The following is a 20757-nucleotide window of genomic DNA, read 5'->3' as shown; positions in this document are numbered from 1 at the left end:
AAATTAAAATTTTATTCCTTTTACTACTTCGCTTTCTGCCTTTTCCATTAACTCAGCAAAGTCATATTCACTTACCGCTAATGGCTTATGTAATACAAAGGTAAGGCGATTTCCCAAACCTAACGGAAAAAATCCGTATTTAACCATTTTCCAAGAATTGTTGATACTTACTGGAACGACATAAGCCGATGGTGAATTCTTACATAATATTTTTAAACCTGTTTGCGCAAACTCTTTCGGCTTACCTGTCTTGCTTCGCGTTCCTTCGGGAAAAATAACTGCTGAACGGTTATTTGCTCCTATATAATCAGCCAATCCTTTAATTGCAGGAATTGCTTGCTTAGGGTCTTTTCGATCAATTAATACAGAACCTCCGTGACGTAAATTAAAGGAAACACTTGGAATCCCTTTCCCTAATTCCTTCTTACTAACAAATTTACAATGAAATCTTCGTAAATACCAAATCATTGCAATGATATCGTACATACTTTGATGATTAGAAACAAATATGATTGGTGCATTTTTAGGCACACCTTCTATATTTTCAAATTTATAGGTTGTTCCCAGAATATTTGTGCATTTCAACAAAATAAAATTCATATAATCCACACTCTTTTTATGAGCTTGGTATCCAAAAACATTAAAACAAACCCACTGAATAGGGTGAAAAATGACCAAAGTAAGACCAAATAATAAATAATAAATTACAGAAATGGGATACGATATTATTTTTTCCATGCTTAAAATGTTAGCCACAAAAGTAGGAAATATATTTTTACCGCTATTTAATTCCTAAACAATAATAGGTTTGGCGTTTAATTGTACCTTTGTTCGCTATAATCCCTTGTCTTTAAACAAAAATGAATTTCACTTATCCAAAAAAAGAAAAACTAAAAAGTAAAATCACAATTGGACTATTATTTTCTGAAGGGAAATCTGTATCTAAATATCCTTTACGACTCGTATATCATTCCGGACCATCAATTGACGGTCAGGAAATAAAAATGGGCGTTTCTGTTTCTAAGAGGAATTTCAAAAGAGCAGTGGACAGGAATTATTTTAAACGTGTCCTTCGCGAAACTTATCGTTTGAACAAACATATTCTTATTGACAATCTGGACAAGCCATTTTCTTTCATGTTTTTTTATCAAACCAAAGACCGTATGTCTTATGAAGAAATCAATACCAAAACCATCCAATTGTTTGAAAAGTTTATAGCGCAAAACGGTAAAAAAGAGCAAGCAGAAATAAATAACGATATTGTAGAAGAGTAGTTTTCGTTAAATAATTAAATTATAGTTTCCCAAAAAAAATTGTAGTTTTAGCTCTAAATAAAATTAATATGAAATCTATTATTCTGTTTTTATTGGTGCTGATTTCTTTTTCGAGCTGTAAAAAATCCGAGAGTGAATTAGATAGCGAAGTATTAGCTATTGCAATGCCAGCAAAAAAAGGAAATGTAGATCAAGTACAGTTTGTTAAACCTGTAATTGCAAACGCTGAAGAAGTTACCGAAGAGCCTCCAATTAATTCCTCTCAGAAAGAACAAAAAATCATTAAAGAAGCCAACCTTCGTTTTGAAACCACTGATTTAAATTCTACTTATAATCAGATACTAAAAAACACAACCGAAAGTGGTGCTTCAATCCAAAATGACACTGAAGGCAAAGATTACGGCTCTATCTTTAGACGATTAATCATTAGAGTTCCTAGTCACAATTTTGATGTCTTTTTAAAAAACATATCAAAAGGTATTTCCTATTTTGACAATAAAGAAATTTCTGCGCAAGATGTAACAACTGAATATATTGATATTGATGCACGATTAAAAACTAAAAAAGTACTTGAGAATCGCTATATCGAATTACTAAAAAAAGCAACTAAAGTATCGGAAATGTTAGAAGTTGAAGCACAACTATCAGCCATTCGTGAAGAAATAGAAGCTAAGCAAGGACAATTAAATTACCTACAAGACAGAGTGTCTTTAAGTACCGTTACAATAGAATTTTATAAACCAGTTGCCCCAGATAGTGGTATAACCGTTTCTTATGGAATGAAAACCTGGAATGCAGTCGAATCTGGATTTAACAGCTTCTCAAGCTTTTTCATAAGTTTAATTAGCGTTTGGCCTTTCCTTCTGATTCTAGGAGCATTATTTTATTTTGTAAAAAAAAGATTTAAGAAAAAAACCGTTTAAGATGACAAGCTTTTTAAAAAAAAGATACATAGTTCCAGTAGTTGCCTCGGCACTACTATTTTTAGGTGCCAGTTTCAAAAATGATTTTTTTGAAATTGCTAAGCAAATAGAAATATTCACTACCCTTTTTAAGGAACTAAATACTAATTATGTCGATGAGACAAATCCTGGGGATTTAATGGATAACGCTATCAAAGGAATGTTAGCTGGCCTAGATCCCTATACTGTTTACTTCAATGAACAAGACGTGGTAAAATTCAAAATAAACAATACCGGGGAGTATACAGGAATTGGCGCACTTATAACCAGAAAAGAAGATAAAATAATCATTCGAGAGGTCTATAAAGATTTCCCTGCTGACAAAGCAGGTTTTAAGCCCGGAGACGAAATAATTCAAATTGGCGATGTGCTTTTATCAGAGTTTAAAGACGATGCCTCTCAATTGATGAAAGGCGCAAAAAACACTAAAATCGATGTAAAATACATTCGTCAAGGAAAAACAAATACGACACAAATTATCCTGGATGAAGTCGCAATAAAATCAGTGGTGTTTTTCTCAAAAATAGATGATAAAACAGGGTATATCGTTTTAGCTCACTTTAATCAAAAAGCTTCTCTTGAAACCAAACAGGCATTAGAAGCACTTAAGAGACAAGGTGCTGAAAGGATAATCTTAGATCTAAGAGGAAATCCTGGAGGATTGCTGAATGAAGCAATAAATATATGCAATCTTTTTGTACCGAAAAACGAAATTATCGTAACCACAAAATCGAAAAACGAAAAACATAACAACACCTATAAAACAGCTATGGAACCAGTAGACACGGCAATTCCATTGGTTATAATTATAAATGACAGAAGTGCGTCAGCATCAGAGATTGTTGCAGGAGCATTACAAGATTTAGACCGTGCCGTAGTAGTAGGAAGCCGAAGTTTTGGAAAAGGTTTAGTACAAAAACCAATCGACCTAACATACAATACCCAGTTAAAAGTGACGATTTCGAGATATTACACTCCCTCCGGCCGATGCATTCAAGCTTTAGACTACGCACATAAAGACAAAAACGGAGCAGCTATTAGAACGGAAGAAAAAAATTACAACAGTTTTAAAACCAGAAAAGGAAGAAACGTTTATGATGGTGGCGGCGTTTTACCGGACATCCAACTTGAAGAAACAAAAACAAGTCCTATTGCCAATGCATTGTTGAAAAATGACGGGATTTTCAATTATGCTACTGCCTATTACTATAAAAATCCGAATTTTGGAGCACAAATACCCTCTTTTTCAAATACCGACTTTTTAGATTTTAAACAGTTTTTAAAAGCTCAAAAAATCTCTTTCGACACAGAAACAGAACAGGCGTTAAAAAACACTTTGGCTATAGCCCAAAAAGAAAAAATAGACGTCGCCATTACTACAGAATACCAGCAACTACTTGCAGCAATTCAAAAAAGTGAAGAAACACTATTGGATAAAAACCAAGAAGAAATTAAAGGCTTGATCGTTGATGAAATTATCAAACGCTACCAATACCAAGAGGGTTTCTACCAATATTATGTAAAAACGAATTCTGAAATAAAAAAATCAGTTAGCATTTTAAACAATAGTGCTCAATATAACAACATCTTGAAAATTTAATGCTGAAATACTTTCAAATACTAACCTTTATATCCTTTAGCTTACTTACTGCTCAAGCAGAAAAAGTAGAGACCGTTTATTTTGAATTTGACAAATACAACCTCTATTCACAGCAGGAGCAAACAATCTTAGATTTTATTATAAAGACAGATACTTCTACAGTAGAATCTATTCAAATCTACGGCTACTGCGACGATCGGGGAAATGCTGATTATAATTATAAATTATCAGAACAAAGAGTGAATACTGTTCGTAATTTACTTGTTTCCTATGGCTTCAATAAAAACAAAATTATAATAATTGAAGGAAAAGGACGTGTACTACTAACTGAAAACATTTTAGAAAATTTGGGTGAAATACGATCTAAAAACAGACGCGTAGATTTACTAATAGTCAAAAAAAATAGTTTTGGAAAAGGAATTTATAACTCTTTTCAAGATAAGCACGTAGTAGGAGATCGAATCTATTTAGAAAAAATATATTTTGCTTTAGGAAGCAGTAAGCTCAACAATCAATCCAAACACGAATTAGACAAAATTGCAAAAATACTGAACTTAAATAGAGAAATTGAGTTTAAAATCATAGGCCATGTCTGTTGTACCCCAAACTATTACAATGATGCTATTGATCGCGCAACTAGTAAAAGAAAACTGTCAGTAAATCGAGCTAAATCTGTTTTCCACTATCTAATAAATAAGAATGTCAATAGCTTAAGAATGTCCTACAAGGGTGTTGGAAATAAATCCCCTTTAGGAAAAGGGGCAGAATTCGACAGAAGAGTTGAATTTCTTATTACTAAAATGTAATTACTCTTTTTTCATCTCGATATGAGGAATATCATCTTCTAAATACATTTCACTACTTTGTACAAATCCGTGGCTTTCATAGAATTTCTTTAGGTATAATTGAGCACCAATGGTGATTTTACTTTCCCCATAATGCTGCGCTATTCCCGCTACGGCTTCCCGCATCAAATCATGCCCCCATTTCCTGTCACGGTAATTAGCGTCGACCACTACCCTACCAATAGAAGCATTATCAAAACTGATTCCGGGTTTAAAAAGACGGGCATGAGCCACCACTTTTCCTTCAAACTCTGCAAAAAGATGCAACGCCACCTTATCCTTGCCATCAAGATCAAGATAGACGCAGTTTTGCTCCACTACAAAGATTTCACTTCTTAACTTAAGTAAATCATACAGTTCATTCACTGAAAGCGCCTCAAAAGGCTTTATTTTCCATTCTATTGCCATGGATTATTTTTTTTTAAAAATTTGGTTACGGAGATTGTTTCGCTACTTTACAATTCCTTTTTAAGCACACTAACTGATTTTATAATGGATTCTAGTTGATGCATTGAATCACGTTTCTCTTTTGATGGGGAATAACAGAATCCTTCTAGAAACAATACTCTATTGTTTTCAGGATCAAAAATTGCATAATTAATAAAAGGCCCCGACATGAAATCATTTCTTAATTCCCAGGTTCCTTTCGTTTCATATGTTAATTTACCGTCGAGTTTAATCTTAAAAAAGTAAGGAGCATAGGCCTCTTCGGTAATCATATCTGTATTAGGCTCTTTTCCGTGAATGTATAACGCACCTATAGAATCCCTGGTTTTAATGATATTTGAAACCAAATTATTGCTATTCTTTATAGCATTAATAGGTACTTGATAAATTAATAAACTAGTATTTCCGCTTACTAATTCTTTCTTTAGCCAGATAAAGTTAGAATCCTGCACCATATATTCATAATCTGATGGGACGTCTAACGTGATATTAAATTTTTTAGTAAAAATTCTTTCTTCAAGAAGTGCCTTTTTATTAATTCTTTGGCATTCTTCAATTTCTGTCTGACGAATGATTTGAATTATTTGAGGGGTGTTTTTTTCAAAAATAGCTAAGATATCTTCTCCCGTTTTTCCTGAAATATGAAAAACATTCTGAGGTTCGGCATATTGATCTTTCTTTATGGCAAAAAGATTTTTATCTCCTTTTTTAACTATAATGATATTTCGGCTATCCGTCATAAACCCTTCCATAAGTTTAATAGGGTATTGATTTATGGTAAAAAGAGGCTCTTCTTGTGGTAATCCGATTACGGGGGACGCAAACTTATTTCTTATACTATCCCCTATCTCGCCATTCCATAACTGATCATCAATAATAACAGAGATATTATTGACTTTTCCTGTCGTTTTGCGAATAGTGCTACTATTTTCCTTTTTGCAGGAAAAAAACAGAACAGAAATAAGAAGTATTAAAAAATGGGATTTATTCATTCTAACAATATTATGGAATAAAACCCAAATTTATAGAAGTTATACCACTTTTAGCTATTAATTAATCTGAAAATTAATGGCATAATACTGATAACTTGTGCCAGTTTGTCGATATGCCGTAAGAAGGGTTCGATTTTTATCGGACTCTTTTATATACACAATCGGTATTAAGCGCACTATCCGCTAATTTTCAACTTCATTCCAGGTTTAATCTTTCCATCGCGAATATCGTTCCACTTTTTAATATCTGAAATCGTTATCCCCGGATATTTTTTAGCTATGCTGTATAAAGAATCGCCTTTTTGGACATAATAATCGATTCCCATTTTTGTAGAGGCAATAGTATTGTCTTTCTTTTTAAATGAATCTACTGAGGCTTGGAGTGTATTGATAGCCTTTTCATTTTTAGCAACAATCAAGACTTTTCCTAAAACAATGTTATAGTCAGATAACTGATTCCATTCTTTTAAATCAGCTAAAGAAGTACCAAATTTCTTCGCTATGTTTCCGAGGTTATCTCCCTTTTGAACTGTATATTCAATATCCTTCAATTCTGCTTCTGCAACAAGCTCCGTTTTAGGGTCGGTATTTGTTTCAGCAACTTTTAAAGAAGTACCTAATTGAACGGTCGTACTCGAAAGATGGTTCCATTCCTTAATTTCAGCTACTGTAACATTGTTTTTTTGAGCAATGCTGTTTAAATTATCTCCTTTTTGTACAATATACGCAGTGGCAGAATTTGCAGGAACGGTATCCCTCTTAACCTCTTTTAAAACTTTAACTTCCTTCACGACTTTTACATCTGCCGAAGCAATTTCCATTTTAGGTTCTTTCTTAACGATTTGCACGACACTTTCAGTAGTAATTATTTTTAAACTTTTACCGTAGGCGATAGTATTACTTCTCAGTCCGTTCCATTTTTTAATTTCGGAAACAGCAACGTCGTATTTGTTTGCAATTGAACCCAAGTTATCACCACGTCTTACTTTGTAATATTTGGTTTTAGTTCGACTAATTGTTTTAGTTTCAGAAGTACTTTCATCATTTTTAGCCACAGCTTTTGAATTTCTGAAAGGGTTTTCCTTAACATCTATTTCATGTTGTATATAAGCATACATCTTGTCTTCATTTGAAACAAATGCAGCAATTTTTTCTGTGGGTAATCTCAAATAATGATGTTCATCGTTATAAAAAGGAATGATGTTCAATTTATATGATGGGTTCAATAATTGCAATTGCGACACGGGAACATCTAATAAATCAGCCACCTGCTTGAATGACATTTCTTTTTTGATCATTATAGTATCAGTGGCAAAGTGTTGCACTACTGCTCTATCTGCTTTTATTCCGTGCTCATTGTGGTATTCATATAAATACATGGTTGCTAAAAAAGCAGGAACATATCCTTGGGTTTCTTTAGGTAGATGTTTTCTTATGTCCCAATAGCTTTGTTTTCCTCCAGATCGTCTAATTGCTTTAGAAACATTTCCAGGTCCTGAATTATAAGATGCTAATACCAATTCCCAATCTCCGAAAATAGAATACATATTAGACATGTATTTTGCGGCAGCGGCTGTCGATTTCAAAGGATCACTTCGTTCATCTACATAAGAATCAATCTTTAAATTGTATTGTTTTCCGGTTTGATACATAAACTGCCAAAGTCCGGTGGCACCCATTCTAGAAACTGCTTTTGGATTTAATGCTGATTCGACAATAGACAGATACTTTATCTCCAAAGGCACATTTTGTTTGGCGAAAGCCTCTTCAAACATTGGGAAATAATACTCCGAGATTGCCATTAATCGCTCAAAGGAATGTTTTCTATACTTCAGGAACGATTTAATTACATTTTCCAGACTCTGATTGTATTCAATCTTAAAAGGCGATTTTGCGTTCATGGCCTCTAATCTTGATTTCAACAATTCCGTAGGCAATTCATAATCTACCTTCGCGTCCATATTGATGTTTTCAATATCAGAAGTAATGTCATTGTACAACTCAAGATTTGTCAATTCCTTCATCCATAAACTGTCTACGCAAGCAGCCATTTCATCTTTTACGAAGGTCTTTTTAATTGAATCTAGGTACGATAGATTTGTTTCTATACTAACAATTCCTTTGTTTTCGGCAAATTGTTGCGAAAACGAAGGAATTGATGTTAATAAAATGAATGATAGTGATATATTTTTTATTGTCATATTTATTTTGTCAACATCCTTAATTCTAAACGATTAAGGAACTGTTATTTTTACAAACTTAATATGTTATAACTACAAACTTCTATAAATATTGTTAAAACTGATAATCTAGTCTAAAATTGCTGCGATTCCTGGCAATACTTTACCCTCAAGCATTTCAAGCATTGCTCCTCCACCTGTAGAAACGTAGCTCATTTTGTCCTCAAGACCAAATTGTTTTACTGCTGCTACAGAGTCACCACCACCCACAAGAGAGAAGGCTCCTTTTGCAGTTGCAGCTGCAATATATTTTCCAAGTTCAATTGTACCGTTAGCAAAATTTTCCATTTCGAAAACTCCTAATGGACCATTCCAAAGTATAGTTTTAGATTCCATAATTACTTTTTCAAATATGGCTAATGATTTTGGTCCTGCGTCCAAACCTTGCCATCCATCAGGAATTTCTTTTACGTCAACAATTTTAGTTTCGGCATCATTAGAAAATGCATTAGCAGCAACCACATCTACTGGGATGTGAATTTGCACTCCTTTTTCTTTTGCCAATCTTAGAATTTCAAGTGCTAACTCTTGTTTATCATCTTCACAAATAGAATCACCAATTTTTCCTCCTAATGCTTTTACAAAAGTAAATGTCATTCCACCACCAATAATCATGTGGTCTACTTTATCTAAGATATTTTCAATAACAGTGATTTTAGAAGATACTTTCGATCCACCAAGAACTGCTGTTACAGGCTTCTCACTATTTTTTAATACTTTGTTTAAACTCTCTATTTCTTTAGCTAATAATAATCCGAAACATTTTTTGTTTTCAAAAAACTGGGCAATGATAGTAGTTGAAGCATGTGCTCTGTGCGCCGTTCCAAAAGCATCATTCACATAAATATCTCCAAGTGAAGCCAATTCTTTTGCAAAAGCAACGTCTCCCGCTTCTTCTTCACTATGAAAACGAAGGTTTTCTAACAATAAAACTTCTCCTGCTTTTAAGTTGGCTGCAGCATTTTTAGCTTCTTCACCAACACAGTCAGAAACAAACTGAACTGGGACACCAAGAACTTCTGATGTTGTTTTCAAAATATGTTTCAAAGAGTATTTTTCTTCAACTCCTTTTGGTCTCCCTAAGTGAGACATCAAGATTACACTTCCACCTTGCGCTAAGATAGCGTCGATTGTAGGTTTTGCTGCTTCAATTCGAGTAGCATCCGTCACATTAAAATTTTCGTCTAAAGGCACATTAAAGTCAACACGTATTATTGCTTTTTTATTTTTGAAATCAAAATCGTTTAAAGTCTTCATCAGGTCTGTTTTTAGTTTGTTTATTTGAAAGAACACCAAATATAGAACTTTTAGATTATTAATAAATTTGAAAAAATCAAAAAAACCCTAGCATAAACAACGAAATCGATGTAAATCCATAAATAATTTATTTTTATGCCAAATAAAAAATGATATATTCACAAAAAGAGAGAATCACACTTTCTAAAACGTTTCCATATCCCATGTCATTTTGCTATTACATTTTAGTAAACTTTGCTATCTAATATTTTAGACTAACCCATTTTCTTATATCTTTGCTTCATGCAATTTTCTGAAATTTTAGGACAAGAACACATTAAAAATCATCTGACACGAAGTGCTGATTTGGGTAGAATCCCGCACGCACAATTGTTTGTTGGTCCTGAGGGAAGCGGTACCTTACCTATGGCGATCGCCTACGCACAATACATTTTATGCGGCAATCAAGATGGAGAAAACAATGGCGCCAACCAAGCGTGCAATATGAAGTTCCAAAAAATATCGCATCCTGATTTGCACTTTGCTTACCCTACCGTAACGACCGAAGAAGTAAAGAAAAGCCCAAAAAGTATTGATTTCATTACTGATTGGAGAAAATTTATAACTACAAATCCTTACGGCGGTTTATTTGATTGGTATGCTATATTAGGTGTTCAGAACAAGCAAGGCGAAATAAGAGTAGATGATGCCCAGGAAATTCTTAAAGCATTGTCGTTAAAGTCATATGAAGGCGGTTATAAAATTATGCTAATCTGGATGGCAGATAAACTTAATATTTCTGCTTCTAATAAATTATTAAAGCTGCTGGAAGAACCACCAGAAAAGACAGTTTTTATTTTGATTACTGAAAACGAGGAAGATTTAATTCAAACGATACGTTCCCGTTGCCAGATTTTACATTTTAATGGTTTGAGCGAGCCTATCATTGCAGAAGCTTTGGTAGCAAGAGAACAAACGGATCCCAAACTGGCGGCAAAAATCGCACATCAGGCACAGGGAAATTACAATATTGCGTTGCATTTATTAAATACTAATGATGAAGAGCATCCCTTTGAGCAGTGGTTCGTTACCTGGGTTCGGGCGGCATTTAAAGCAAAAGGAAATGCTGCCGCAATTCAAGATTTGATTCTTTGGAGTGAAAAAATTGCAGGATTAGGAAGAGAGACACAAAAGAAATTTCTTGAATTTTGTATCGAAATGTTCCGTCAAGCGTTAATGATGAATTACGAGACCAAATCATTAGTTTATTTTGAACCTAAAGTCGATAAATTTAAACTTGAAAATTTTGCTCCATTTGTAAACGGCAATAACATTCATGATATTTTCAAAGAACTATCTGATGCCATGTATCATGTGGAACGCAATGGAAATGCAAAAATTATTTTAACTGATTTATCAATAAAACTCACACGTCTAATCCACAAAAAATAAACTTATGAATAACGTTGCCTCCATTTTAATATTAGTTTTTTTAGCGATTTCTTTTCTACAGTCTGGTTACGACAAACTGTTTTACTGGAAAGACAATATCGACTGGTTAAAAGGTCATTTTGCTAAAACACCTTTACGCAATCAAGTCCCGTTAGCTTTAGCAAATGTACTTGTGTTAGAGTTGATATCTGGTATTTTGTGTATTGTGGGTTGTATCGAATTATTGGTAAACAACGGAAGAGAATTTGGTTTTTATGGCGCGGTCTTTTCTTGCATAACCTTACTTATGTTGCTTTTTGGTCAACGATTAGCAAAAGATTACGATGGAGCAAGAACCATTGTTATTTATTTTATACCGGCAGTAATGGCCGTGTACTGGTTAAATTAGAATACAGAAACGAACGAAAACAGTAATTACATTGACAAATAAAATGACACCAAAACATCCTTCCGAATCCTTGACAACATTAACCGATTTAGTGTTGCCTAGCGAAACAAATCCTTTGAATAATCTTTTTGGCGGTGAGTTACTAGCGCGTATGGATCGTGCTGCAAGTATTGCTGCGCGAAGACACTCGAGAAGAATCGTGGTTACAGCATCAGTTAATAGCGTGGCTTTCAACAGAGCCATTCCGTTAGGAAGTGTGGTTACTGTTGAGGCTAAAGTTTCCAGAGCTTTCAAAAGTTCGATGGAGATTTTTATCGATATTTGGGTCGAAGACAGAGAATCCGGTAACAAAACGAAAGCCAATGAGGCCATTTATACTTTTGTTGCAGTAGACGATACGGGAAGACCGGTTGAAGTTCCTCAAATAATCCCAGAAACGGAGCTGGAAAAAGAACGTTTTGATGCCGCGCTCAGACGAAAACAACTTAGTTTAGTTTTGGCCGGAAAAATGAAACCGGATGAAGCTACAGAGTTGAAGGCTTTATTCATGTAAAAAAAGAGAATTTGAAACTGTCTTTTTTCTAGAAAATTAAGGTTTTAAAAAAAATCTTGAAAGAGAAAATTCACATCATAAAAAGAAGTATTTTTACAAAACATACAATTACTTTTAAACGAAATTATTAGCATACTAATCCATGCCGTTAGTTTGTTACAGATAGAAAAATAATACAAATAGATGAAAGAAAAGGTAAAAGAGAAAGAGAAGATGAGTACAGAGAAAGAAGCTAAATTAAAAGCGCTACAGCTTACGCTAGATAAACTAGATAAAACCTACGGTAAAGGAACTGTAATGAAAATGGGCGATAAAGCCATTGTAGAAGTAGAAACTATTTCTTCAGGGTCTTTAGGAATCGATTTAGCGTTAGGAGTAAACGGTTACCCAAGAGGTCGAATAATCGAAATATACGGTCCAGAATCATCTGGAAAGACAACATTGACACTTCATGCTATTGCAGAAGCTCAAAAAGCGGGTGGAATTGCTGCGTTTATTGATGCAGAGCATGCATTCGATAGAAATTATGCTGAAAAATTAGGGGTAGATATTGAAAACCTAATTATTTCTCAACCCGATAATGGAGAGCAGGCATTAGAAATTGCTGAAAACTTGATTCGTTCAGGAGCAATTGATATTGTTGTTATTGACTCTGTTGCTGCTTTGACTCCAAAAAGTGAGATTGAAGGTGAAATGGGAGATTCTAAAATGGGACTTCATGCCCGTTTAATGTCTCAAGCATTAAGAAAATTAACTGGAACGATCAGCAAAACAAATTGTACTGTTTTCTTTATCAATCAATTGAGAGAGAAAATTGGAGTAATGTTTGGAAATCCTGAGACTACAACTGGTGGAAATGCATTGAAGTTTTATGCTTCAGTACGTTTAGATATCCGTCGTTCTACACAAATTAAAGACGGAGACAGCGTTCTGGGTAACAGAACAAAAGTGAAAGTGGTAAAAAACAAAGTAGCACCGCCTTTTAAAATTGCTGAATTTGATATCATGTATGGTGAAGGAATTTCAAAAACAGGAGAGATTTTAGATCTTGCCGTAGAGTTTGAAATCATTAAAAAAGCAGGTTCTTGGTTCAGTTATGGTGAAACCAAATTAGGACAAGGACGTGATGCAGTAAAATCGTTAATCAAAGACAATCCGGAATTAGCGGACGAACTTGAATTAAAGATTAAAGCTAGAATAAAAGAATTAGCAGACGCATAAAACTAAAAAAGAGTTGGCCATGGCCAACTCTTTTTTTATATCCTATTTAGAAAATATCCATTTCTTCTCGTTTGATTCATTCTCAAATTCCAGTAACTGTGTGTAGATAACGTCACGAACTTCTTCTCTTATATGTCTTCTGTCTACTCCTGTTTTTCCAGAAGTCTCAATTTTTTCGTGTATTTTAACCCGCATTAACCCAGGACTACCACTAAAAAAAGTGTAAGACAACCTCTTTTTGTTATCTGCAAAACTAATAGGAACTATCGGAATCTGATGTTCAATTGCCAGTCGGAATGCACCGTCTTTAAACGTGTCCAAAAGTATAGATTCATCATCTGGAACACCTCCTTCAGGAAAAATACAAACACTTAAACCACGGTCAAATCTTTTCTGCGCCTCATTAAAAACCGTTAAGCGACTTTTAGAACAGCCTCTGTCGACTAAAATACAAGTTCGTTTATAGAAAAATCCAAACAACGGAATTTTACCCAATTCCTTTTTACCTACAAAAACGAAAGGATTTTTCACCGTGGCAAGCATCAGCATAATATCAGTCATAGAAGTATGATTGGCCACAATCATATAGCTTTTATCTGGTTCCAAGGTTTGGTTTCTTTCAATTCTATAGTAAAACCCCATTCCGAAAAGAATGAATTTTGCCCAAATACGCGCCATTTTAAAGTAATACGGGTATCCTTTTTCAGAAACGATAGACGCTACTAAAAACGGTAGCATAATCACTATGGGGATAGTAAATAAAACATAAAACCACATCCGCCATAAAGTCCAGAGAATTATTTTTATTCCTTTCATGAGTTCAAAAATAGGGATTCCTATGATACTATTTTTAAAAAGAATTAAAATTGGGAAATATAACCGCAAAGAACGCAAAGTTTTACGCAAAGTAAAAAACAAGAATGACTGAAAATGAGATTTCTAACATTGTCATTGGTTTAGCAATTGAAGTACACAGAGGACTTGGTCTTGGTTTATTAGAAAACGCTTATAAAGAGTGCTTGTATTTTAAAATTAATCAAGCTGGCTTATTTGTTGAAAAAGAAAAAGCCATGCCTTTAATATTCGAAGATGTTTATTTGGATTGTGGTTACCGAGTGGACTTATTAGTTGAAAAGAAGTTGATAATCGAACTTAAAAGTGTAGATTCTTTAACCGATATTCATCTAGCTCAGACCTTAACTTATTTAAAACTGGGAAAATACAAACTAGGACTTCTTATCAACTTTAATGAAATTCTATTAAAAAGTGGAATCAGAAGGGTCGTTAATAACCTATAATTAATAAGTTATTCATCATTTTAATACCTTAGGGCTTGAAAAAAATATTCTTTACAAACTTTGCGAAAAAACTTTCCGAACTTTGCGGTAAATAACTAAATAAACTACACGAACTTTGCAATTCAGAAAAAAATCATAATGGCAAAAATACTTACCGGTGTCCAAAGTACAGGAACACCACATCTAGGAAACCTACTTGGGGCAATCATACCCGCGATTCAATTATCGAATGATCCAAAAAACGAATCTTTTCTTTTCATTGCCGACTTGCATTCGATCACCCAGATAAAAGACGGAAATACATTAAGAACAAACACCTATAGTACTGCTGCAGCGTGGCTGGCTTGTGGACTAGATGTTAACAAAGTGGTTTTTTACAGACAATCAGATGTGCCACAAACAGCAGAATTATCATGGTATTTGAGTTGCTTTTTTCCGTTTCAACGTTTGACATTAGCGCATTCGTTTAAAGACAAAGCAGACAGACTAGATGATGTAAATGCCGGCTTGTTCTCCTACCCGATGTTGATGGCTGCTGATATTTTATTATACGATGCAGAGTTAGTTCCAGTAGGGAAAGACCAATTACAACATGTGGAGATCACCCGTGATGTAGCTTCTCGTTTCAATCACCAAATGGGAGAAACATTTGTAATTCCTGAAGCTAAAATTCAAGAAGACAGCATGTTGATTCCGGGAACTAATGGCGGAAAAATGAGTAAATCAGCTAATAATTTAATTAATATATTTCTGGAAGACAAAGCGCTGCGCAAGCAAGTGATGTCTATAGAAACGGACAGCACACCACTAGAAGAACCTAAGAATCCAGATACTTGTAATGCTTTTGCTATCTATTCCTTGTTAGCCAATGCCGAGCAACTTGCAGCAATGCGTGCTAATTACGAAGGAGGAAACTATGGTTACGGTCACGCCAAACAAGCTTTGTTTGAACTGATATGCGAAACTTTCAAAACCGAAAGAGAAAAATACAATTACTACATAAACAACCTTCCTGAAGTAGATGCATTGCTTAAAATAGGCGCTAATAAAGCTTCGACTGTTGCAAATGGTGTATTGTCTAGAGTACGAGAAAAATTAGGCTTTGAAGCGCTTTAAAACCTTCTAGAACAAAACACAAAAAAGCCCTTTCTAAATCAAACTAGAAAGGGCTTTTGGTTTTAAAATAAAAAAACCTAAATCTCACTAAATGTGGGTATTGTGATTCTACATTAAAACACTTTACTTTGTTAGCACTATTATTAATGAATTATTATACCTTTAAAGACTAATCATGAACCAAAGCCAAGCTAGTCAAGGCTAAGCAATTTGGCAAATTCTTAATAGCATTCCTCCTGTCACTCACATTCACTAACTGCCAAGTAGAGGAAGAATCTCTTAAAAAAAAAGTAATATTGAAACAGTAAGCGCAAGAGAAGCTATTTCATTTCTACAAGAAAACAACGCAATTACTTCGTCGCAAACAGGAAAAAAAGTAACACTACAGCCTAGTTTCGATCAAATTTCACAAGAAAAAATTACAAATAGTGATCAATTACTAACTGTGATTCCGATTTTAAATAAGCAGGAAAAAGGGAAAAGTAGAATTCTATTATTAAAAATAGAAAGAGAACTAAAAACAGTAGTTTTTACTATGTATCCCGATAAAAACATAGCTACTTCCTCATTCACCGGAAAAATAATAATGCAAAACTTAAACGGTGAGTTCATTAACGGATACCAAGTGAAAGATGGCTTTATCATTACACAATTTGTCAAGAAAAGTCAAAGTAATGGGATTACAAAAAAAGATATAATTATTGATGGTGTTAGTTTTACTAATTATGACGTTGTAATTGTCGACAATAATTATCACAATCCTCGCACTTCCATAAACTACTTGTCCCTATTTGGTGGCTTAGCTGGCATTGGATCAAGTAGTATTGATTACGGGATGGGGTGGGACTATGGAGATGGGGGAGGTGGTGGAAGTACTGGCGGAAGTACAACAACAATAGATGACAAAATAGACTCTAAAGATTTAGATCCCTGCTCCAAGGAAATTTTGGAACAAATAATAAGTGGTAATTCAATTGAAAGCATTATCAATCAATTTGCAGGAAACGATGCTCAATTTACGTGGACATTGGTAACAAACGATGGAAGCACTTTTAAAAATTCTGGCAATATTGCAGAAACTAATTGGAATAATGCTACTGCGAATAGTTACTTAACCGAGATTGATAGATCTTACACTAATACCGCTACTCGCCTTTCAATTGCTAGAACCATTGTTCACGAAGCTATTCATTCTTATATATTGAGTTACATAGATATTGCTACGCAGGGAGGTGCTTCAGCGTCACACAAAAAATTTCCTGAGCTTTGGAATGAATTGGTTGCCAAGAAATATGGAGACCCGAATACAACATTTGGCTGGAATAAATATCATCACGAAGAAATGTCTAGAAATTACGTCACTACAATTGCAAATGCATTAGCAATATGGGATAACAATCAAAATAATAGCCAATATTATACTGATTTAGCTTGGGGCGGTCTTATTGAAACGGATATTTTTAATCAAACAACCGCTTTAACAGCTGAAGATAGAGTTAGAATTGCTGAATCCAACAAGTCAGAAGATTTAAACAATGCCTACGCATTAAGTAATCCATGTAATTAAATAATTATGAAAGGAAAAACGACAATAACAATTATATGCTTTATACTGTTACTTTTTTTTCAGTCTTGTAAATCACAAAACACTGATTTTGAATGCAATACCGTCGAAATTATAAATCTATTGCTCCCAAAAAATGATTCAATCTGTTTATTTAAAGAAAGTTATAATATAGGAGAAAGAAAAAAACCACAAAGTTTAATTGATCACTATTTTAGAGTATACAGTTATGATATAATGGAAGAAAATGATTCGATTAAAAATGATAATATAGCCTATAAAGTTTTTTATAAAGATATTGACGGCGTAATTTCTTTTAAAGAACTAAATGAAATGAAAACCAGATATACTTCTTGGTCTAAAAGTGAATGGAGACAATCAAATATTAAAAATAAAAATGTCCGTTTAATTTCCATAACAGATAAAAAATTTGATTGTAATACAGTTTACAGAATTTCAGAACCTTTATATGCAAAAGATGAAATGAAAGCGATTATTAAGGTCCATTCTTCTGTAAATAAAACAGGCGGAACGATTTTGACTATCCTAAAAAAAGAAAATGGAAAATAAAAGGAAGCATCCCTATTGGTACTTCGGGGTAAATAAAATTTATACCAGCTGTTAAGGTAACGCCACGCAAGCTTTGCCCGCATTGATAACTGAAACCTTTAAAACTGAAAGAGAAAAATACAATTATTACATGAACAACCTTTCTGAAGTAGACGCTTTACTTAAAATAGGCGCTACTAAAGCTTCAACTGTTGCAAATGGTGTATTGTCTAGAGTACGAGAGAAATTAGGCTCTCAAGTGCTATAAAAACTACATAATCTTAATATACACCCCCCTTTCTAATTTAAATTAGAAAGGGGGGTGCTTTTTAAATTGCAATATCACTAAAACTGGGTATATTTATTAGCGTAACTATTTCCTAAGATTGAAAAATGATCTTTTAGATAGTTAGAGAAAAAAAGATCCTTCTAATTGTAGAAAAATAGTAAATAACAAACTTATAAAATGAAATATTATATATACTGCATCTTGTGTTTAATGCTTTTTTCTTGTGCTTCCAGAAATTATGAAAAGCGGATAATACCCGACTTTATAAAAGAAGAAACTGCTGGGAAATATCATTATAGCTTACTAGTGGAAGAAGCGTTTCCAAGAATGCTAACTCTAGAAGATTACGAAAAAGCATACCTAGATAGAAACATTCCTTTAGAAACACACAAAGTCAGAATGGTTCCTTTCAATAATAAGCGCACACCACAATGGCCTATAGATTCCTTAGAAATATCGTATTTAAAAGAAAAATACGCTAAGGATACGATTACATATCACTGGAAAAAAAAGGATTTTATTCGACCTAAGTTTAAAATATTTAAGAAAAAAGAAATTCTATTCACCGACAGTTCCATACGCCAAAAACATAACTTAAAAAATGCTTTATTAATTTCAAAACCAATAATAAGTTCGGACAAAAAATTCGCTTTGTTTTTTAAAAGCTCTTACATAGTTAGTTTTATGTACGGAGGAGACTCCAAAACAATATTAATGGAAAACGTAAATGGTACTTGGAAAACAATCACTACGTATGTCCTTCCATAAATAGAATCAAGTAAAAACCAGCTAAAAACATAAAATATATCAGTAGAAACTCGTTTATCTTCTCGTTCTGGCGCTTGCCTACGGCTAGTACCTATCTAAATTGAAAAAAAAAACTTAGCGTTTGCAACGCGAATCATCAATACAAAGTAACTTGTAAAAGTGTTGTTTATTCAAACCTAGAATGTAAGTAATAATCAATAGTTAGATACAATGAGTCACGTTATAAACGCTATATTTAGTACTAAAAACTAAGTAGGTACTCGTTCCAAACGAGCACCAGAGGGTATATCTCCTTGCGAAAAAGACTAATTATCGTAAATTAATCCGATTATGAAAAAACATATTTCACTTCTTTTCCTAACTTTTTTTTCTATTGCTGTCCTAAAGGCACAAGAGACAAAAAAAGACACCTATGAAGTAACACCAGATTGCAACCTATAATTAAAAAAAACATGAAAACAAGTCTAAAAATATTTTCAGCTCTATTATTCTTTTTCTCGGTACAGACCAAGGCACAAACCGTTAGTGTTACCTTACAGTATTTAAAAAACAATTTCGAATTAAAAAAAGGCGACTATATAGGTAAACCTTTCTCGGTGTTATTGAAGGATTTAAATGTGAAACCAACAGAAACATTTCATGTTACGCCATTCAGAAAAAAAAATTCTGTAATTGGTACTTATTTATATTATTTTAAAAAAGTGTATAATGCTACTTCTTCAAGAATAAATTTATACCTTACTTGGCAGGAACAGATACCAAAGGAGACAGTAAGGTTTTATGAAAAGAAAAATAATTATTTATTTACAAATGAGATGGAAACTTTTTACGCAAATAAAATAATAAAGAATATAGAAGTATATGGTGGATTAAAATAATGAAAACAAGCATAAAATTATTCGCATTACTACTTTTCTTTTTCACGGTACGGACCAAGGCACAAACCGTTAGTGATACTTTGCAGTATTTAAAAACTAATTTTGAATTAAAAAAAGCGAACTATATAGGAAAACCTTTTTCTAGATTGTTAACGGATTTAAAAATACAACCAACGCAATCATGGCATATTACTCCTTTTAGAAAAAAATATTCAGTAATTAGTACAGATTTCTATTTTCTAAAAAAGGGAGCCACTTATACTAATAGAACAATTGTTTTATCGATCTATTGGCAGGAAGAAATTCCTAAATCTACAGTAGAGATATATGAAAATAAAAATGGTTATCTATTTACTAGTGATGAGCGGACTTTTTACGGAAATAAAATAGTCAAGGATATAAAAGTCTATCGCTAATTTTGTGATATTTTAACCAACGAAAGCCCATATTGATGAGCTTTCATTGGTTGGCTTTAATTATAAAATAACATAAAAATAAATATAAAAATATTTGCATTAGTACTATTCTTTTACTCTCGCTGGAACTCGTTTGTTTTCTCGTTCTGGTGCTTGCCTACGGCGAGTACCTATCTAAATTGATACTACAAAACCTAGCATTTGCAACGCGGATCATTAAAAAATAGAAACGCGTAAAAATGTTGTTTGTTCAAACCTAGAATGAAAGTAATAATAAGTAGTTGTATAAAAGAGTCCCGTTATAAACGCTATATTTATTACTGAAAATTAATTGAGGTATTAATCAGAGATGATTTTTATAACGGCCCCTCAAATTGTAATTAATTATGAAAACAATTATCTACACACTATTATTATTAAACGTAAGTTTTATATATTCACAAAATTTAAAAAGCTTAGAAAAAGATTTTAATGCTTTTTACGTAGGCAACGAAATCGCAAAACCAATAAAATATATATTATTTGACGGAAAAGAATGCGCTCATACAAAGGGTGAAAATATATCATATAAATGGCGACAGCTTTTTATATAGCTGGATTCAAGTTACTAATGCAACTTTTTGGTTAAACATATAATTTGGTGTTTCAAAATTAAATCTTTTTCTCGGA

Annotated in this window: 22 protein-coding genes and 1 pseudogene; 17 read left to right on the top strand and 6 right to left on the bottom strand. The window is 33.3% G+C overall.

The window, feature by feature from the left end; genetic code table 11:
* Positions 1-3: 3 nt before the first annotated feature.
* On the bottom strand, positions 4-738 hold the full coding sequence (locus tag QO182_RS13150; protein WP_371538103.1) for a lysophospholipid acyltransferase family protein: 735 nt from the start codon (positions 736-738) through the stop codon (positions 4-6).
* A 122-nt stretch (positions 739-860) separates the two neighbouring features.
* Between QO182_RS13150 and QO182_RS13145 the strand changes: the two genes are divergently transcribed.
* From QO182_RS13145 to QO182_RS13130, 4 genes are all read left to right on the top strand, one after another.
* On the top strand, positions 861-1274 hold the full coding sequence (locus tag QO182_RS13145; protein ID WP_371562102.1) for a ribonuclease P protein component: 414 nt from the start codon (positions 861-863) through the stop codon (positions 1272-1274).
* A 68-nt stretch (positions 1275-1342) separates the two neighbouring features.
* Complete coding sequence (locus tag QO182_RS13140) at positions 1343-2197, top strand: DUF4349 domain-containing protein (protein WP_371562100.1); 855 nt, start codon at positions 1343-1345, stop codon at positions 2195-2197.
* Between the two features lies 1 nt (position 2198).
* Positions 2199-3836 carry a S41 family peptidase gene (locus QO182_RS13135; protein ID WP_371562098.1) on the top strand — a complete coding sequence of 546 codons (1638 nt, stop codon included), beginning with the start codon at positions 2199-2201 and terminating at the stop codon, positions 3834-3836.
* On the top strand, positions 3836-4642 hold the full coding sequence (locus QO182_RS13130) for an OmpA family protein (RefSeq protein WP_371562097.1): 807 nt from the start codon (positions 3836-3838) through the stop codon (positions 4640-4642). The genes QO182_RS13135 and QO182_RS13130 overlap by 1 nt, the downstream gene beginning before the upstream one ends.
* Here the strand turns inward: QO182_RS13130 and QO182_RS13125 are convergent, their stop codons facing one another.
* From QO182_RS13125 to pgk, 4 genes are all read right to left on the bottom strand, one after another.
* Positions 4643-5089, bottom strand: a complete 447-nt coding sequence (locus QO182_RS13125; protein WP_371562095.1) for a GNAT family N-acetyltransferase — start codon at positions 5087-5089, stop codon at positions 4643-4645. It abuts the gene before it with no gap.
* A gap of 47 nt (positions 5090-5136) precedes the next feature.
* On the bottom strand, positions 5137-6120 hold the full coding sequence (locus tag QO182_RS13120) for a DUF4837 family protein (protein WP_371562093.1): 984 nt from the start codon (positions 6118-6120) through the stop codon (positions 5137-5139).
* Between the two features lie 176 nt (positions 6121-6296).
* On the bottom strand, positions 6297-8321 hold the full coding sequence (locus QO182_RS13115) for a LysM peptidoglycan-binding domain-containing protein (RefSeq protein ID WP_371562091.1): 2025 nt from the start codon (positions 8319-8321) through the stop codon (positions 6297-6299).
* Positions 8322-8429: 108 nt separating this feature from the next.
* Positions 8430-9617: a phosphoglycerate kinase gene (pgk, locus tag QO182_RS13110; RefSeq protein WP_371562089.1), complete on the bottom strand. Its 1188-nt coding sequence runs from the start codon at positions 9615-9617 to the stop codon at positions 8430-8432.
* A gap of 282 nt (positions 9618-9899) precedes the next feature.
* Here pgk and QO182_RS13105 point away from each other — a divergent pair, with 282 nt between their 5' ends.
* The 4 genes from QO182_RS13105 to recA all read left to right on the top strand — a co-directional run bounded on the left by QO182_RS13105 (position 9900) and on the right by recA (position 13210).
* On the top strand, positions 9900-11048 hold the full coding sequence (locus QO182_RS13105; RefSeq protein WP_371538076.1) for an ATP-binding protein: 1149 nt from the start codon (positions 9900-9902) through the stop codon (positions 11046-11048).
* A 4-nt stretch (positions 11049-11052) separates the two neighbouring features.
* On the top strand, positions 11053-11436 hold the full coding sequence (locus tag QO182_RS13100; RefSeq protein ID WP_371538073.1) for a DoxX family protein: 384 nt from the start codon (positions 11053-11055) through the stop codon (positions 11434-11436).
* Positions 11437-11479: 43 nt separating this feature from the next.
* Positions 11480-11989: an acyl-CoA thioesterase gene (locus QO182_RS13095; RefSeq protein WP_371538070.1), complete on the top strand. Its 510-nt coding sequence runs from the start codon at positions 11480-11482 to the stop codon at positions 11987-11989.
* A 213-nt stretch (positions 11990-12202) separates the two neighbouring features.
* On the top strand, positions 12203-13210 hold the full coding sequence (gene recA, locus QO182_RS13090; RefSeq protein ID WP_371538257.1) for a recombinase RecA: 1008 nt from the start codon (positions 12203-12205) through the stop codon (positions 13208-13210).
* Positions 13211-13252: 42 nt separating this feature from the next.
* Here recA and QO182_RS13085 read toward each other — a convergent pair whose 3' ends face one another.
* A complete protein-coding gene (locus QO182_RS13085; RefSeq protein ID WP_371538067.1) occupies positions 13253-14026 on the bottom strand; it encodes a lysophospholipid acyltransferase family protein in 774 nt (257 codons plus the stop codon).
* A 104-nt stretch (positions 14027-14130) separates the two neighbouring features.
* On the opposite strand from QO182_RS13085, the gene QO182_RS13080 reads away from it, so the two are divergent.
* The 9 genes and pseudogenes from QO182_RS13080 to QO182_RS13040 all read left to right on the top strand — a co-directional run bounded on the left by QO182_RS13080 (position 14131) and on the right by QO182_RS13040 (position 20681).
* A complete protein-coding gene (locus tag QO182_RS13080) occupies positions 14131-14508 on the top strand; it encodes a GxxExxY protein (protein WP_371562087.1) in 378 nt (125 codons plus the stop codon).
* Between the two features lie 138 nt (positions 14509-14646).
* The gene (gene trpS, locus QO182_RS13075; protein WP_371538064.1) at positions 14647-15624 is read left to right on the top strand and encodes a tryptophan--tRNA ligase; all 978 of its coding nucleotides are present in this window, start codon (positions 14647-14649) and stop codon (positions 15622-15624) included.
* A gap of 445 nt (positions 15625-16069) precedes the next feature.
* Entirely contained in the window at positions 16070-17191 is a 1122-nt protein-coding gene (locus QO182_RS13070) for a hypothetical protein (RefSeq protein WP_371562085.1), read from the top strand.
* Positions 17192-17197: 6 nt separating this feature from the next.
* Positions 17198-17758 carry a hypothetical protein gene (locus QO182_RS13065; RefSeq protein ID WP_371562083.1) on the top strand — a complete coding sequence of 187 codons (561 nt, stop codon included), beginning with the start codon at positions 17198-17200 and terminating at the stop codon, positions 17756-17758.
* Between the two features lie 55 nt (positions 17759-17813).
* Positions 17814-18005: pseudogene (locus tag QO182_RS13060) on the top strand (tryptophan--tRNA ligase); the annotation flags it as partial.
* 198 nt (positions 18006-18203) lie between these two features.
* Positions 18204-18794, top strand: a complete 591-nt coding sequence (locus tag QO182_RS13055) for a hypothetical protein (RefSeq protein WP_371562081.1) — start codon at positions 18204-18206, stop codon at positions 18792-18794.
* Between the two features lie 452 nt (positions 18795-19246).
* Positions 19247-19672, top strand: coding sequence for a hypothetical protein (locus QO182_RS13050; RefSeq protein ID WP_371562079.1), 426 nt, complete (start codon positions 19247-19249; stop codon positions 19670-19672).
* Entirely contained in the window at positions 19672-20088 is a 417-nt protein-coding gene (locus QO182_RS13045; protein ID WP_371562078.1) for a hypothetical protein, read from the top strand. The genes QO182_RS13050 and QO182_RS13045 overlap by 1 nt, the downstream gene beginning before the upstream one ends.
* Positions 20089-20474: 386 nt before the next feature.
* On the top strand, positions 20475-20681 hold the full coding sequence (locus tag QO182_RS13040) for a hypothetical protein (protein ID WP_371562076.1): 207 nt from the start codon (positions 20475-20477) through the stop codon (positions 20679-20681).
* Positions 20682-20757: the final 76 nt, after the last annotated feature.

Source organism: Flavobacterium sp. Arc2 (assembly GCF_041431385.1).
Taxonomy (GTDB): Bacteria; Bacteroidota; Bacteroidia; order Flavobacteriales; family Flavobacteriaceae; genus Flavobacterium.
This window is presented reverse-complemented; position numbering and strand designations above follow the sequence as displayed.

Bases quoted from the DNA above. Each gene is read 5' to 3' on its own strand.
- QO182_RS13080 (WP_371562087.1), top strand. From the start codon at position 14,131: ATGACTGAAAATGAGATTTCTAACATTGTCATTGGTTTAGCAATTGAA.
- QO182_RS13145 (WP_371562102.1), top strand. From the start codon at position 861: ATGAATTTCACTTATCCAAAAAAAGAAAAACTAAAAAGTAAAATCACA.
- QO182_RS13105 (WP_371538076.1), top strand. From the start codon at position 9,900: ATGCAATTTTCTGAAATTTTAGGACAAGAACACATTAAAAATCATCTG.
- recA (WP_371538257.1), top strand. From the start codon at position 12,203: ATGAGTACAGAGAAAGAAGCTAAATTAAAAGCGCTACAGCTTACGCTA.
- QO182_RS13045 (WP_371562078.1), top strand. From the start codon at position 19,672: ATGAAAACAAGCATAAAATTATTCGCATTACTACTTTTCTTTTTCACG.
- QO182_RS13125 (WP_371562095.1), bottom strand. From the start codon at position 5,089: ATGGCAATAGAATGGAAAATAAAGCCTTTTGAGGCGCTTTCAGTGAAT.
- QO182_RS13085 (WP_371538067.1), bottom strand. From the start codon at position 14,026: ATGAAAGGAATAAAAATAATTCTCTGGACTTTATGGCGGATGTGGTTT.
- QO182_RS13130 (WP_371562097.1), top strand. From the start codon at position 3,836: ATGCTGAAATACTTTCAAATACTAACCTTTATATCCTTTAGCTTACTT.
- QO182_RS13050 (WP_371562079.1), top strand. From the start codon at position 19,247: ATGAAAACAAGTCTAAAAATATTTTCAGCTCTATTATTCTTTTTCTCG.
- QO182_RS13115 (WP_371562091.1), bottom strand. From the start codon at position 8,321: ATGACAATAAAAAATATATCACTATCATTCATTTTATTAACATCAATT.
- QO182_RS13040 (WP_371562076.1), top strand. From the start codon at position 20,475: ATGAAAACAATTATCTACACACTATTATTATTAAACGTAAGTTTTATA.
- QO182_RS13055 (WP_371562081.1), top strand. From the start codon at position 18,204: ATGAAATATTATATATACTGCATCTTGTGTTTAATGCTTTTTTCTTGT.
- QO182_RS13150 (WP_371538103.1), bottom strand. From the start codon at position 738: ATGGAAAAAATAATATCGTATCCCATTTCTGTAATTTATTATTTATTA.
- QO182_RS13135 (WP_371562098.1), top strand. From the start codon at position 2,199: ATGACAAGCTTTTTAAAAAAAAGATACATAGTTCCAGTAGTTGCCTCG.
- QO182_RS13120 (WP_371562093.1), bottom strand. From the start codon at position 6,120: ATGAATAAATCCCATTTTTTAATACTTCTTATTTCTGTTCTGTTTTTT.
- QO182_RS13100 (WP_371538073.1), top strand. From the start codon at position 11,053: ATGAATAACGTTGCCTCCATTTTAATATTAGTTTTTTTAGCGATTTCT.
- QO182_RS13095 (WP_371538070.1), top strand. From the start codon at position 11,480: ATGACACCAAAACATCCTTCCGAATCCTTGACAACATTAACCGATTTA.
- QO182_RS13140 (WP_371562100.1), top strand. From the start codon at position 1,343: ATGAAATCTATTATTCTGTTTTTATTGGTGCTGATTTCTTTTTCGAGC.
- pgk (WP_371562089.1), bottom strand. From the start codon at position 9,617: ATGAAGACTTTAAACGATTTTGATTTCAAAAATAAAAAAGCAATAATA.
- trpS (WP_371538064.1), top strand. From the start codon at position 14,647: ATGGCAAAAATACTTACCGGTGTCCAAAGTACAGGAACACCACATCTA.
- QO182_RS13065 (WP_371562083.1), top strand. From the start codon at position 17,198: ATGAAAGGAAAAACGACAATAACAATTATATGCTTTATACTGTTACTT.